At 47.2% G+C, this 13,016-nt stretch carries 16 protein-coding genes; 6 read left to right on the top strand and 10 right to left on the bottom strand.

The features are described from left to right. Positions 1-406 precede the first annotated feature (406 nt). The 4 genes from PMG71_RS04465 to PMG71_RS04450 all read right to left on the bottom strand — a co-directional run bounded on the left by PMG71_RS04465 (position 407) and on the right by PMG71_RS04450 (position 3,753). A complete protein-coding gene (locus PMG71_RS04465) occupies positions 407-796 on the bottom strand; it encodes a PDDEXK family nuclease (protein WP_283752441.1) in 390 nt (129 codons plus the stop codon). Between the two features lie 57 nt (positions 797-853). Further along, complete coding sequence (locus tag PMG71_RS04460; protein ID WP_283752440.1) at positions 854-1,969, bottom strand: glycosyltransferase; 1,116 nt, start codon at positions 1,967-1,969, stop codon at positions 854-856. Positions 1,970-2,023: 54 nt separating this feature from the next. After that, a complete protein-coding gene (locus PMG71_RS04455; protein ID WP_283752439.1) occupies positions 2,024-3,001 on the bottom strand; it encodes a GDP-mannose 4,6-dehydratase in 978 nt (325 codons plus the stop codon). A 167-nt stretch (positions 3,002-3,168) separates the two neighbouring features. Then, positions 3,169-3,753, bottom strand: coding sequence for a PEP-CTERM sorting domain-containing protein (locus PMG71_RS04450; RefSeq protein WP_283752438.1), 585 nt, complete (start codon positions 3,751-3,753; stop codon positions 3,169-3,171). 327 nt (positions 3,754-4,080) lie between these two features. Between PMG71_RS04450 and PMG71_RS04445 the strand changes: the two genes are divergently transcribed. Next, positions 4,081-4,557, top strand: coding sequence for a nitrate reductase associated protein (locus PMG71_RS04445; RefSeq protein ID WP_283752437.1), 477 nt, complete (start codon positions 4,081-4,083; stop codon positions 4,555-4,557). Beyond that, a complete protein-coding gene (locus tag PMG71_RS04440) occupies positions 4,554-5,387 on the top strand; it encodes an alpha/beta fold hydrolase (protein WP_283752436.1) in 834 nt (277 codons plus the stop codon). Before PMG71_RS04445 ends, PMG71_RS04440 begins: the two co-directional genes overlap by 4 nt. A 70-nt stretch (positions 5,388-5,457) precedes the next feature. Here the strand turns inward: PMG71_RS04440 and PMG71_RS04435 are convergent, their stop codons facing one another. The 5 genes from PMG71_RS04435 to carA form a co-directional block, all read right to left on the bottom strand. After that, positions 5,458-5,739 carry a DUF1816 domain-containing protein gene (locus tag PMG71_RS04435; RefSeq protein ID WP_283752435.1) on the bottom strand — a complete coding sequence of 94 codons (282 nt, stop codon included), beginning with the start codon at positions 5,737-5,739 and terminating at the stop codon, positions 5,458-5,460. A gap of 117 nt (positions 5,740-5,856) precedes the next feature. Continuing rightward, the gene (gene rlmB, locus PMG71_RS04430; protein ID WP_430540990.1) at positions 5,857-6,807 is read right to left on the bottom strand and encodes a 23S rRNA (guanosine(2251)-2'-O)-methyltransferase RlmB; all 951 of its coding nucleotides are present in this window, start codon (positions 6,805-6,807) and stop codon (positions 5,857-5,859) included. Between the two features lie 66 nt (positions 6,808-6,873). After that, positions 6,874-7,272, bottom strand: a complete 399-nt coding sequence (locus tag PMG71_RS04425; protein ID WP_283752433.1) for a Mini-ribonuclease 3 — start codon at positions 7,270-7,272, stop codon at positions 6,874-6,876. A 75-nt stretch (positions 7,273-7,347) separates the two neighbouring features. Next, a complete protein-coding gene (locus tag PMG71_RS04420; RefSeq protein WP_347179198.1) occupies positions 7,348-7,749 on the bottom strand; it encodes an STAS domain-containing protein in 402 nt (133 codons plus the stop codon). Between the two features lie 132 nt (positions 7,750-7,881). Continuing rightward, positions 7,882-9,027, bottom strand: a complete 1,146-nt coding sequence (gene carA / locus PMG71_RS04415; protein ID WP_283752432.1) for a glutamine-hydrolyzing carbamoyl-phosphate synthase small subunit — start codon at positions 9,025-9,027, stop codon at positions 7,882-7,884. Between the two features lie 82 nt (positions 9,028-9,109). Between carA and PMG71_RS04410 the strand changes: the two genes are divergently transcribed. Further along, positions 9,110-9,931 carry a retropepsin-like aspartic protease family protein gene (locus PMG71_RS04410; RefSeq protein ID WP_283752431.1) on the top strand — a complete coding sequence of 274 codons (822 nt, stop codon included), beginning with the start codon at positions 9,110-9,112 and terminating at the stop codon, positions 9,929-9,931. Between the two features lie 4 nt (positions 9,932-9,935). Here the strand turns inward: PMG71_RS04410 and PMG71_RS04405 are convergent, their stop codons facing one another. Continuing rightward, positions 9,936-10,796 carry an HIT domain-containing protein gene (locus PMG71_RS04405; protein WP_283752430.1) on the bottom strand — a complete coding sequence of 287 codons (861 nt, stop codon included), beginning with the start codon at positions 10,794-10,796 and terminating at the stop codon, positions 9,936-9,938. Positions 10,797-10,947: 151 nt separating this feature from the next. On the opposite strand from PMG71_RS04405, the gene ccmP reads away from it, so the two are divergent. From ccmP to PMG71_RS04390, 3 genes are read left to right on the top strand one after another with little or no spacing between them, the layout of a single operon-like run. Continuing rightward, a complete protein-coding gene (gene ccmP, locus PMG71_RS04400; protein ID WP_283752429.1) occupies positions 10,948-11,589 on the top strand; it encodes a beta-carboxysome protein CcmP in 642 nt (213 codons plus the stop codon). A gap of 6 nt (positions 11,590-11,595) precedes the next feature. Continuing rightward, complete coding sequence (locus PMG71_RS04395; RefSeq protein WP_283752428.1) at positions 11,596-12,354, top strand: pentapeptide repeat-containing protein; 759 nt, start codon at positions 11,596-11,598, stop codon at positions 12,352-12,354. A gap of 37 nt (positions 12,355-12,391) precedes the next feature. Then, complete coding sequence (locus PMG71_RS04390) at positions 12,392-13,015, top strand: helix-turn-helix domain-containing protein (RefSeq protein ID WP_283752427.1); 624 nt, start codon at positions 12,392-12,394, stop codon at positions 13,013-13,015. Position 13,016: the final 1 nt, after the last annotated feature.

Here is a 13,016-nt window from a genome sequence, read left to right as displayed (position 1 = left end):
GACATGAAAATTTGTTAAGAAGCGGGCAAGATGCCCGCACTCCTCGAATTCTTTGATACAGCACTTCGCGATCTTGTGAGGTATAGCCAGACAGATCCCCCTAAATCCCCCTTAAAAAGGGGGACTTTTACTACCCCCCTTAAAAAGGGGGGTTGGGGGGATCGAGATGTACCGCATAGCAGCGAAAATTGCTGTATGACTGGAGTGGGAGCATCTTGCTCCCTAAATTTTTAATTAGGGTATTTCCGCTTCGCGGACATGAATAAGCGAACTTGATATGAAAATGGGAAAAGAGAAGCGGGCAAGATGCCCGCACTTCTGGAATCTGTTGATATTACTGGAGTGGGAGCGTCTCGCTCCCTAGAGGTTTAGTTGTGGTGTTTCACCGGACTGGATATAAATATCCCTAACTTCCTCTATCTTCAATTTGCTGTACAGAGACATCGATCGCCTCGACATCAATTGTGCCATCGGGAGTCAGTCGGGTAAACTTGCCAGAAGCAGCTTGTAGGGGTTCCCCGCAACCGGGACAGCGAACCTGAGTGTTATTTAAGGCGGGAAATGAGGTCTGACAAACGGGACAGGAGGACTCAATTAGGTTTCGTTGCAACCACCAACGCAACCCAATGAGGAGAACAACAGGGGCGATCGCCAATAAGACAATCAGAATTAGAATCGAATGAACGATCCAACCCAAACCTACCGATCCTAACAGCCAAACTCCCCCAAAAATGGCTAACCAAAAGCCAATACCGGATAGGTTAATCTGAAGTTTTTTCCAGCCGTCTAAGTTCACGATCGCCTCCTTTTGGGGTCTGTCCTCTTCTAGGATAATGGCTCAGTTACCCAATTGTCAGTGATGGAGCAGTTGAGCTAACCGTTGGCTAAAGGCCGGTTTTCCAAACCCTTCTAGAGCTTGTTCCCGTAACCAAGAACCGTCACAACGGCGATCGCCTCCTTGCAGAATTTCGATACAGGCTTTTGCTACCGCTTCCGGGTCTCGGTAGGGCACTTGCCAGCCCAAACGACCATCCTGTAAGGGATCGGCGGAACCATCATTATCCCCAGATAACACGGGAACACCACAAGCCATCGCTTCAAGATATACAATGCCAAATCCTTCTTGGGAGGGCATAATATAAGCGTCTGCGAGACGGTAATGATCGACCAAGGCCTCATCGGGGACAAACCCTGCAAATACGACGCGATCGCTCACTCCTAGATCTTCTGCTAATTTCTCCAACCGGGGGCGATCGTCTCCCCGACCGATCGCCAAATACTTCACATCTGCGATCGCATGGGCAATTTTCGGCAGCGCTCGGATCGTCACATCCACCCCCTTATAAATATCCCCACTCCACAACCGAGCAACCGTCATCAGCACCTTAGCTTTCTCCAACTGGTAACCTTGTATCAACTCCTGATTTTTTGGCCCTGGGGTAAATGCATCTCCATCGATCGCACAAGGGAGCAATTCAAATTTCTGGCGATCGAGGTTATTATTCGCACTCGTCTGATCCCGACTATAGCGGCTAATCGTCCAAATCCATTCAGCTTTGGCCAATGCATTGCGATATTTAGGCGCTAAAGGCTCCCACGCTTCCTTACCATAGGTCAAAACCGTATAGGGAATCCCCAAAGGTTGACATAAGATTTGGATCAAGGGCGCTAAATACACATGGCCACAAAACACCCGATGGGGTCGTTTTTGCAGCAAATGGAGAAACAGCGTACTCGCTAAGTGGGTGCGACCTAACCAAGCTTGTTCTTTTTTGAAATAATAAAACTTCAGACCCGGTTTACCCTCAAACGGATTATCACATCCCGCTTTATCTCGCAACAGATAAACTTCAGCCCTTTGCTCCGGGTGTTGAGCGCACAATTGCGAATAACTGCTCAAAATATCTTTAACATAGGATTGGATACCCCCTTCCAAGCTAAAGATCTCCAAAAACACAAATATATCCATGGTAATAGTTAATAAGTAATAGGTAATAGACGATCTCCCCATCCCCCCATCTCCCTATCCCCCTATCCCCCCACGTTCTAACAACTCTAAATCATGCTGTACCATTTTCTCAATTAATTGTTCAAAACTCACCTGGGGATTCCACCCCAATTTCGTCTTTGCTTTGGTTGGATTAGCCACCAATTGGAAATGCTCATCTTGGCGCAAAAACTTCGGATTAATCGTTACATAATCCTCCCAATTCAAATCCACACAAGCAAACGCCGCAGCCACCAAATCCTGAACGCTGTGGAGCTTTCCCGTCCCAATTACATACTCTTCCGGTTCATCCGCTTGCAGCATTCGCCACATCGCATCCACATGATCGCCAGCATAGCCCCAATCTCGTTTCGCTTCTAAACTTCCCATCTCTAAATTTTCTTTCAAACCCAACTTAATCGAAGCGGCTGCTAAAGACACTTTACGGGTAACAAAATTTTTCGGTCGGCGGGGAGATTCATGGTTATATAAAATGCCACTACAAGCAAATAAACCATACCTTTCCCGGTGATGTACCATTGTCCAATGGGCATGAAGTTTAGCTGCTGCATAGGGGTTTTTAGGGCGAAATGCCGTTTCTTCATCCTGGGGAGAGCAGCGCACATCCCCAAACATTTCCGAACTACTGGCTTGATAAAATCGGGTATTTAAATTGGCTTGGCGTACCGCATCTAATAGCCGCGTAGCTGTTCCCGTCACCAAGTCTAATGTCCCTAACGGGTCATCCCAAGAAGCGGGAACAAAACTAGGAGCAGCGAGATTATAAATTTCATCGGGATGCTTGGCTTCAACCATCTCAATCAGAGCTTGACTATCCGTTAACTCCACAGGATAAATCTCGATCTGTTCGGCTAACTCTCCCAGTTTAGAGACATTTTTTTGTCGTTGAGGAGAGACTAAGCCCACCACATGATATCCTTTCCCTAATAATAATTGGCTCAAGTAGTAACCATCTTGTCCGGTAACTCCTGTGATCAGTGCAGTTTTGGTCATGGAATGGCTCAATGTCCTCTGGTGAGTAGTTGAATAATTACCTTTATGGTAAGTCACCTTCTAGTATATTTACAAAACTTGTAGGGGCGAACGGTCGTTCGCCCCTACATCATAATTGCTTCCCTGCGGTCGCAATGACAACTGTTTAACCGGACTTGATATGAGACCTAGCGCTTACGCTTCAAGCCTGTAGCGCCTGCTGCTAGTGCCATCAAGCTTCCCAGTAGGAGTGAGGGTTCGGGAACTGATTGGGTTGTGGGGTTGAAAGTAAAGTCATCAATAGCTATCAGTCCAACTTGGTTAATTTCAAATCGAGTGATACCAGAACCGGATATAGATAGAGTTTGTGCTGCTAGGTCAGTGAAAGTATCAGAAGCCACAAGGTTATCAAATTCATCGAAACCCAGAAGCGTTACTGTATCAGTGTCACCACCGTTATCACCTGCAAAGACGGAAATGAAATCAACTGCTGTTGTGAAGAAACCACTAAGATTTCCTCCCAAGCTTGCAGCATCTGAGACTGTATTTATTCCCGATTGAGGAAGTACACCAATTCCAGTAAATACTTCTAGATCTTGATCAAAAATAACACCTAAATCACTAAAAGCATCACCAGAGATAATTTCACCACTGCTAAATCCCTCAAAATCAAGGGTTGCAGCTTTGGCATTTCCAGCAAAGCCAACACTAATCGCTGCTGCACTCGTGGTAACCATGCCTACGGTTAAAGCAGACTTGATGAGTTTTTTCATGTCACTTGCTCCTTTTTTGTTTGCTTAATCTAAATGAGTTAGTTATTTTTCTGTAGGTCAGTCTGCTAACCTTTTTAATCTATACCGTTACATTAACGGAACTTACAGGGGACTGCAAGTTTTTTTTGATACTTTATTGACTCTTCACAAAAATTGCCCCAATTTAAAGATTCCGTAAAGTTCGACGGCAATAATCGGAATGAAGCAATCTCGATCATCTCCGAATCTTGCGTGAAACGGGAAACGCGAAGCGCGAATGCTTCCCTGCGATCGCACAAGGGCTATAACTTGCTAAACTCTGTAGAGAAATAGATCGACAGAGGATTGATGAGTGATAATCAGGGCGAAAATCTATCCTTCTTCCAGTTTGAAGCCGATTTTGTGCAAGACCTGCGCTGTATTCCCATGCAGGTACGGATGAAACTCGATACTTGTGGGGTGAAGCTTAAGTTAACCCATTGGCATCAATTGACGGTAGAGGAGAGAGAATGGCTGATGGCTGCACCTTGTGAGACTCTGGAGGAGCAGCAGGCCTATCGGCAAGGGTTGCGAGAGTTGATTTTTGCCAAAACGGGAAACTTTCCCAAGGATCTCGATATTGAGCCAGATCCCCCTTGGATGGATGCAACGGTAATACCAACGGTTGTCGCACAGAAGGCGGAGAGTGTGGGGGTTGATTTGACTCTAGAACAATGGGCGAAACTCACTCTAGCCCAACGTTTTGCTTTAATTAAACTCAGTCGTCCGAGCCACGAAAATCATAATTTTGTCCCTGCATTGCGGGAGTTTCAGATTGTCTCATGAGCCAGGAGTTGTTTGTGGAGTTGAAGGGGAAAGGGTTCCCGATTTTGTGTTTACACGGTCATCCGGGTACAAGTGGCTCGATGTCCGTGTTTACCGATCGCCTGTCTCAGCAGTTTTGGACGATCGCCCCAGATTTGCGCGGGTATGGCCGTTCCCCGGCAGGAGGGGAGTTTGAATTGGTCGATCATTTAACCGATCTAGAGATGTTATTGGAGCGGTTAGAGATTGGCCCGTTTTTGCTCTTGGGATGGTCTTTAGGAGGCATTCTAGCAATGGAATTGGCTCTTAGGTATCCGCAACGGGTGAAGGGCTTAATTCTGGTGGCCACGGCGGCTAGACCCCGTGGAAATCATCCGCCAGTGAGCTGGGTGGATGATCTATATGCAGGGATCGCGGCGCTGTTCAATGGCATCAAACCGGGATGGGAATGGAATATTAACTGCTTTGGGCGGCGATCGCTCTTTCGCTATTTAATCCGCCAACATACACCCCAAGCTTACCGCTATCTAGCCCAAGAAGGCACAAGGGCCTATCTCTCCACTTCTGGGGCGGCCAACCGCGCCCTCAATCGGGCCCTGAGAGAGCGCTACGATCGCCGAGAAGCTCTCTCTGAGATTCAATGTCCTACTTTAGTTTTGGCTGGGGCCCAAGATTGCCATATTACGGCCGATTCCAGTTGGGAAACTGCCGAGAGCCTACCCAAAAGCCAATGGCACTGCTATCCGGAAACCGCCCATCTATTTCCTTGGGAAGTCCCCAACCTCGTTTTAGCCGATATTGATGATTGGTTAGCCTCTCAGGGATTAACCCAGATCGGCCCAATCCTGTAGCTCTAGGAAACATTTAAGGTCAGCATCTGAAGAGAAATAGGAGCCACCCCTATTGCTCTGGGTTTTCTGGTTAACCACTATAGGCAGGAGTCTGCTGACCATTAATCTCCCCCAAGTCTTCAAAGATAGTTAGGGATTCGGGTTTACATTGTTTAATCGTGCTAGTGATGCCTTGAGCCGCTTCAGCTTTGAGATCCTCTTCATAGCCTTGTTGAGCAAGTTCTGCTTCTTCTTGGCTCTGAAAAGGCCCGAAGTAGTAAGTACAAGCCGGAGTTTGAGTTTTGATTTCTATCCAGTAGGCGAAACCAAGGAAGTTTTGGGTATTCACTAACAAGTCTTTGAAGTTATTCATTACTAGCCTGCCTATTGACTCTGCCGATGGACGATAAGGGTAAACGGACGCTATTGAGCTGCGATCGGATTTCTTTACATTTTGTTATACATGGTGAAATTTATTTTGGCAATTCCTCTAATGACCAGACATATCTAAGGGGGCAGTCCACCGTTGCCGGTAGATTTCGTAAAGGCTCATACCCGCAGCCACGGAAGCATTCAAACTAGGGGTATTGCCTTGCAGAGGAATCGAAATGAGAAAATCACAATGGCGTTGAGTGAGTAAGTTCAAACCACTACCTTCTGAACCAATGACCAGGGCGATCGCTCCCGAAAAGTTGACTCTATGGAGAGCTTCTCCGGATTCGGCAACGGTTCCATAAATCCAAAACCCTGATGCTTTCAATTCTTCCAAGGCCCTAGCCAAATTGACAACCCTAGAAACCGGAAAAGATTCTAAAGATCCGGCTGCCACTTTGACTACTGTGGAGGTGATCCCCACTGCTCGCCGTTGGGGGATCACGAGTCCCTGAGATCCCACCGCTTCAGCCGTGCGAATCATTGCCCCTAAGTTATGGGGATCGGTAATACCATCAGCAATAACTAAGACTGGATTCGGGTTTTTTTCCTTTGCCCTTGCGATCAGATCGGACAACTCTATATATTGATAAGGAGCCACCTGAACGGCAACCCCTTGATGATTCCCGCGATCGGTAATTTGGTCGAGTCGTCGATAGTCTACCTCATCAATTACGGTTCCGTTGCTCTTGGCCTGGTTTAGGAGAGTATGAAAGCGAGAATCATACCTCATTTTGGCTGTAATCCAGACGCGATTAATATGCCGTTCCCCTTTGAGGACGGCCAGCACCGGATGGAGTCCATAGATTAAATCGGGGTTAGCGTCCTCAACGCTTTCGGGCGATCGCTCTTTGGGGTCTTCTTTAGGAGACTTTGGGGAAGCCTCGGTCACAGATGGCCGGGACTTGATAATAGGTTTAGATTTCCCTTTGATTTGGGGACGTACGAACCTTTTCCCCTCAGACTTCCGTTGAGGACGGGGTTTCTGAAATGCTGCCATAGGATTCATCGTATCTAATGATGTAGTTTGCCTGATTCATTTTCAGGCTGTCTGTCGAACAGGACACAGTTTTAATTAGTCATTGAGATTAAGCGTCTCTAATAACTGATGCAATCGAGAGAGATCGCTTAAATACAGGTAGCCAATGAGGGTTTCTAGGCTCGTGGCTGCTTGATAAGTTTGGGGATCTAAGCGTCGAGGGGAACGATGGACGCTATTGCGTCCGCGTCTGACTATTTCTAACTCTTGGGCATTTAAATAGGGGATTAGAGTTTGTAGATGTTGAGCTTGGCGTTCTGCACGAACCTGTTGGACGACCGCTTGATGATAGAGTTGCGATCGCTTGGGTGGCATCAGGTAATAGGTTCGCATATACAACTCATATACAGCATCCCCCACATAGGCTAAGGCCGTTGGCGATAACCCTTGGCGATCGACCGCATTAGGAATCAGCGCTCTCGGATCAAGCACCATTACCCCCCTTGCCATCACTCAAATAGGAAGCTATCCAGTGGAAGGACTGGATAGCTCGGTGAAGACCTATCCTGGTCATGACGATTTCAGATTGTCGAGGGCTACCTCTAGGGTTTCACGCACCGATAGGAAACTTTCTAGGCGAACCAGTTTCACCGTTTGCAATACACGAGCATTGGCAATCACTTGTAGACTTCCTTTTTTCTCCCGATCTTCAGTAGCTTTTTTTACTAATTGAACTAGAGCGCCTAGCCCAGAACTATCTACAAAATCAATCTTAGATAGGTCTAGAATAATATGTTTCGGCCCTTGGTCGATGTAAGAACTAACGGTCTTACGAAAGGTGGGTTCAGAAAATGCATCTAATAAACCCGTGAGGCGAAAAATTTGTGCATTATCCCTGACCTCCCGTGTGCCTCTTAAACTAACGGTCAGGGTGAGTGGTTCAGGATTAATTCTACCCTCCTTTGATTTCAGATCAAATCAACGTCGAACTTTTCTGGGTTAAACCCCATGAAAAGACCATCAGGATTGGATGGCTGGAGATCTAGATTAGCATTTTTGGCCGGTTTTGTACCAGATCTCTAACCGAGTGGATTTGCCTAGATGTTAGGCTGCACGGGCGCTTTCCATTGCTTTAATAAAGTTTTCAAACAGATAATCGGCATCATGGGGGCCAGGACTGGCTTCTGGGTGATACTGAACGGAGAAGATGGGCAGTTCTTTATGGCGCAGTCCGGCAATGGTTTTGTCGTTTAAGTTCAGGTGGGTAACTTCCACTTGGGGATTGAGGGATTCTCCACTGATGGCAAATCCATGATTTTGACTGGTGATCTCAACTTTCTGGGAGAGTCCAGCCGGTTGATTGAGACCCCGGTGACCGAATTTGAGTTTATAGGTTTCTGCTCCGAAAGAGAGTCCCAGAATTTGGTGACCCATACAAATGCCAAACATGGGTTTTCCAGCTTTAACCAGTTCTTTGGCCGTTTCTACTCCTTCGGTGACGGCGGAGGGGTCTCCTGGGCCGTTGGAGAGGAAAATACCATCGGGGTTATGGCTGAGGATTTCTTGGGCGGGAGTGCTGGCAGGAACGACAATTACCCGACAACCGTAGCTGGCTAACCGCCGCAGGATATTGCGTTTGACTCCAAAATCGATCGCCACTACGGTATAGGTTGGAGTATTGGGTTTAACGCCTTCAGGGTTGAATTCCCAGAGTTCTGGGGTGGTGTCTGACCATTCGTAAGTTGAGGTAGTGGTGACTTCGCGCACCAGGTTTAAGCCGTTCATGTCGGGGGCTTGTTTGACTTGTTCGAGCAGTTGATTCTCATCGAGGATTTCGGTGGAGATGCCCCCATTCATGGAGCCAAAGCCCCGCAACTTTCGGGTTAGGGCACGGGTATCGATACCGTAAATGCCGATGATATTATGGCGTTTAAGATAGTCGGGGAGGGATTCGGTGGAGCGCCAATTGCTGGGAATGGCGCAAATATTGCGGGCGATCGCCCCTTTGACATAGGGGCGATCGGATTCTTCGTCGTCTAAGTTAACTCCGGTGTTACCCAATTCGGGATAAGTAAAGGTTACAATTTGACCGCAGTAACTGGGATCGGTGAGGACTTCTTGATAGCCTGTCATTCCCGTATTGAACACAACTTCTCCGAGGGTGGTTCCCGTCGCACCGAAAGACCAACCGCGATAGGCTGTGCCATCAGCAAGGACGAGAAGGGCGGGTTTAGCATCTTTGAGTGGCATAGGCATCAAGCAGGATTAAGAACGTTGGTTATTATCGCACAGGGAAAAAGGAAGCAATGGTATTTTTAGATTGTTTTTGCCAATGAATACTCAAATTGGGAAAAAAGGGGTGAAAGGGTTGATTTTATTGGGGATAGCCCTCTTGATGGTGGCTTGTGAGCGATCGCCAGAAGATCCGGTCGATCGGCCGACTCCAGAAGTGCCACCGGCGATCGCTTCCCCATCCCCTTCTCCTTCCCCCAAACCCTCTCCCGTTGTCTCCCACCAAAAAACCCTACAACGGGCCCTCGACAAAGCCTATGGTGCAGCCAGTATTGCCCAGTCTGCCCAATCTCCAGGGGATTGGCAATTAGTTGTTCGGCAATGGCAACAGGCGATCTCCCTCCTCCAACAAATTCCTCCCCAAAGTCCTCAGCACACCCTAGCCCAACAAAAAATCAAGGAATATCAGCAAAACCTAACATACGCCCAAACCCAAACTCAAACCGCTTCCCCAGCCCCTGCCCCTACTCCCAAAATCATTGCCGTTCAGCCGGGAGCCATCCAAACTCCCATTAAGCGCCGAGAAGCCGGAACCCCAGTGATTGATGTGGTCTTTAATCAAACCCGAACCTTTGAAATGATTGTCGATACCGGAGCCACAGGAGTCGTCATTACCCAAAGCATGGCCCAATCCCTAGATCTTCCCATCATTGGATCGGCCCAAATGGATACTGCCAGCGCCAAAGGCATCACTGTCCCCATCGGTTTAGTTGAATCTATTGCCGTTCAAGGTTTAGTCGTGCAGAACTTACCCGTCATTATTGCCGGTTCCCAATTAGAAATTGGCTTACTCGGCCATGATTTCTTTGGCGATTATGACCTGATTATTCGCCAAGACCGAATTGAATTTCAGCCGAGATGAAGTATTAGTTTTGAATGGATTTAGGCAATACATGCCGAATTCCACCTCGATTTCCTCCAGCATCCTCTCGATAGCGAGGAATAATATGAATAGTCACATGATCCATTTTCTGACCGGCGGCATGATTAATATTAATGCCCACATTAAACCCATCGGGCTGAAATTCTTGAGTTAACAGCTCTTGCACTTTATTCGCCATAAACCAGCAAGCAGATTGTTCTTTAAAGGGTAATTCAAAATAGTTGGCAATATGGCGCTTGGGAACAATTAAAACATGACCTTTACTCACGGGATAACCGTCAAACATGGCATAGGCTGTCGCTGATTCTGTCAGTAACCTTAAACTTTTGCGGGGATTGCAAAAAATACAGCGTTTGTCTGAATGTTTTTGATGATTGTAGTGAACATACTCATAGATTTGGCAAGAGTCATCTAAGTGAAGGGACGGAAAGGGCAGCTTAACCATACATTGATAGGTCGGCTTTTGATGCACATAATGTTGTCTAAATCCCTCCCTTTTAATATCTCGCCTGACTGCATAATAGGCTTTTCCGCCCGGTTTCAAGAGATGAGAGACTTCCATCATTACAGTTGCCTGTTCTTCAGGAAATAACACATTGAGAACATAAAAGCAAAGAATCGTATCAAATTTATGTTGCGGATATTGGGGGAAGTAGTGTCGATCGTAGCCTTGAATCTGAAAGCCTTGCTGAGAGAGCAGTTTAACATCATTCCCCAACCCACAACCAAAGTCTAGGATCTGGCCTTGTAATAGGTTTCTTTCTAATAAAAACCGGGCGGGAAAGGATAAGAATGTACGGTCAATAGCCGTGAGATGGCTAAACTTATTGACTGGCTTTTTCATGAATTAGGGAATGAATGTTGAGTTATTAGACATCTTACCCATCTGCGTGTCTCCCGATCCCCCCATCTCCCCATCTCCCCATGCCCAAATGGGGGCCCATACCAAGATATGATTGAATGTCTAGGGAGACAGATTGGGAGTATTCTGGATTTTGGCTACGGAATTACGAAGCTATGTTTTTATTGATAACCTACAACCGCAGCACGCTGCCTATATTGGTACGGTGGCTTTAGGCTTTCTTCCTTTACCGGGAGATACGTCGCTGTGGGTGGAGGTTGCCCCAGGGATTGAAATTAATCGAATTACGGATGTGGCGCTGAAGGCGACGCGGGTTCGCCCGGCGGTTCAGTTTGTGGAGCGACTCTATGGACTGTTGGAGATTCATTCGAGTAGCCAGGGGGAAACGCGGGCAGCAGGACAGGCGATTTTAGATGCTTTGGGGGTAACGGAGCGCGATCGCCTGAAACCCCGTGTGATTTCGAGCCAAGTGATTCGCAATATCGATCCCCACCAAACCCAATTGATTAACCGTAACCGTCGCGGACAGATGATTTTAGCGGGGCAAACCCTCTATGTTTTGGAGGTGCAACCGGCAGCCTATGCAGCGTTGGCGGCGAATGAGTCGGAAAAGGCGGCGCTGATTAATATTTTACAAATCCAAGCGGTGGGGATTTTTGGTCGTCTCTATTTAGGGGGCGAAGAACGAGATATTATTGCGGCTTCTCAAGCAGCTCTGGCGGCGATCGAAAATATCTCTGGACGAGAAAACCCAGCTCCGGATTCTACTCTATAAGGTGTTATGGCGAATTCTGAACATTTAGCATTCTTTTATCGCGGACTTCCAACCTGGCATAAGTGGAAAATGACTTATCCAGAGATTACTCCGGATCTGAGTGAGACGGATTTGGGGGGGTATCGGCTCCCAGGCATTGATTTAGCAGGGGTGGATTTGAGACGGGCGAATCTATCGCGTGCTGAACTGGAGGGGGCGAATCTCGATCGAGTGAATTTGAGTGGGGCGATCGCCTCTCATACCCTATTTTCTACTGCTTGCTTAAGGGAAAGTCAAGCAATTGGTACACAGTTTAAGCAAGCCGATTTAAGCACCGCCGATTTAAGTGGGGCGAATTTGATGGGCGCAGATTTAACCGAAGCCAATTTAGAGGGAGCAAATCTGCGAGGAGCTTCTTTGAGTGGTGCAAATCTGATGAGGGCGAATCTTAAGGATGCGGATTTAAGCGATACCAATTTAAGGCGCTGTAATTTAAGTTATGCCAATTGTCTGCAAGCTAACCTGAGTGGAGCGGTTCTCATGAATGCGGTTTTACATCACACAGAGTTGATTAACGCCCATCTCTATCGAGTAGATTTAAGGGCAGCGAATTTAAGTCAAGCCCATTTAGCAGGAGCCTATTTATGGGGCGCAAATTTGAGTAATGCGGATTTGTATCAAACCGATTTAAGATGGACGAATTTAAGCCGAGCGAATTTAATCGGAACTCGGTTCCAGGATGCCTATTTACGAGGGGCAATTCTGAATTCAACCCAGTTTGAATAACTTCTCGCTCTTAAAAGTGCTGTAAACCTTTAGAACCATGACCCCATTAGATGCCAAGTTTCCCTTAAATTCTGTCCTCCAACCTTTGATGGAAAAGGTGGGTTTAACCTCTTGGACAGCCTTAAGCCAGGCTTCAGGAGTCTCTCTGAAACAATTGCGGCGTATCCGTCAAGGGAAGATAGAGGATCTGAAAATAAGTACCCTGTTACAGTTAGCTACAGCCCTACAGATTTCTGCCCCAGAATTGTTATCGACTTTGGCTAAACTGCCCGATCCGGTAACTGAATTACGGCAAGAATACAATCGCCTGCAACTACAACTGGAACAACAATCAGCAGATCTCAAAGAGCGTTTTGAGCGAGAGAGCTTAGACCAGTTAGAATCTTGGTTGCGCTATTGGCCGATCGCCGTGGCTAAAGTGGAACAGGAAGCGAATATCAAGCCAGGGAATTTAGTCAAATTAGTCACACCGGTTGAGCGATTGGTGCAAAGTTGGGGACTAGAAGTAATAGGTGCAGTCGGCGATCGCCTTGCTTACGATCCCCAATGGCATCAACTGAGCCAAGGAACCGCCGATCCAGGCACTTTAGTGACGGTGGTTGCACCGGGATACCGCTATCAGCAAAAGTTGCTCTTTCGGGCAGAAGTTGCCCTCAATTGAA

It is taken from the genome of Roseofilum acuticapitatum BLCC-M154 (genome assembly GCF_030068475.1).
GTDB lineage: Bacteria > Cyanobacteriota > Cyanobacteriia > Cyanobacteriales > Desertifilaceae > Roseofilum > Roseofilum acuticapitatum.
This window is presented reverse-complemented; position numbering and strand designations above follow the sequence as displayed.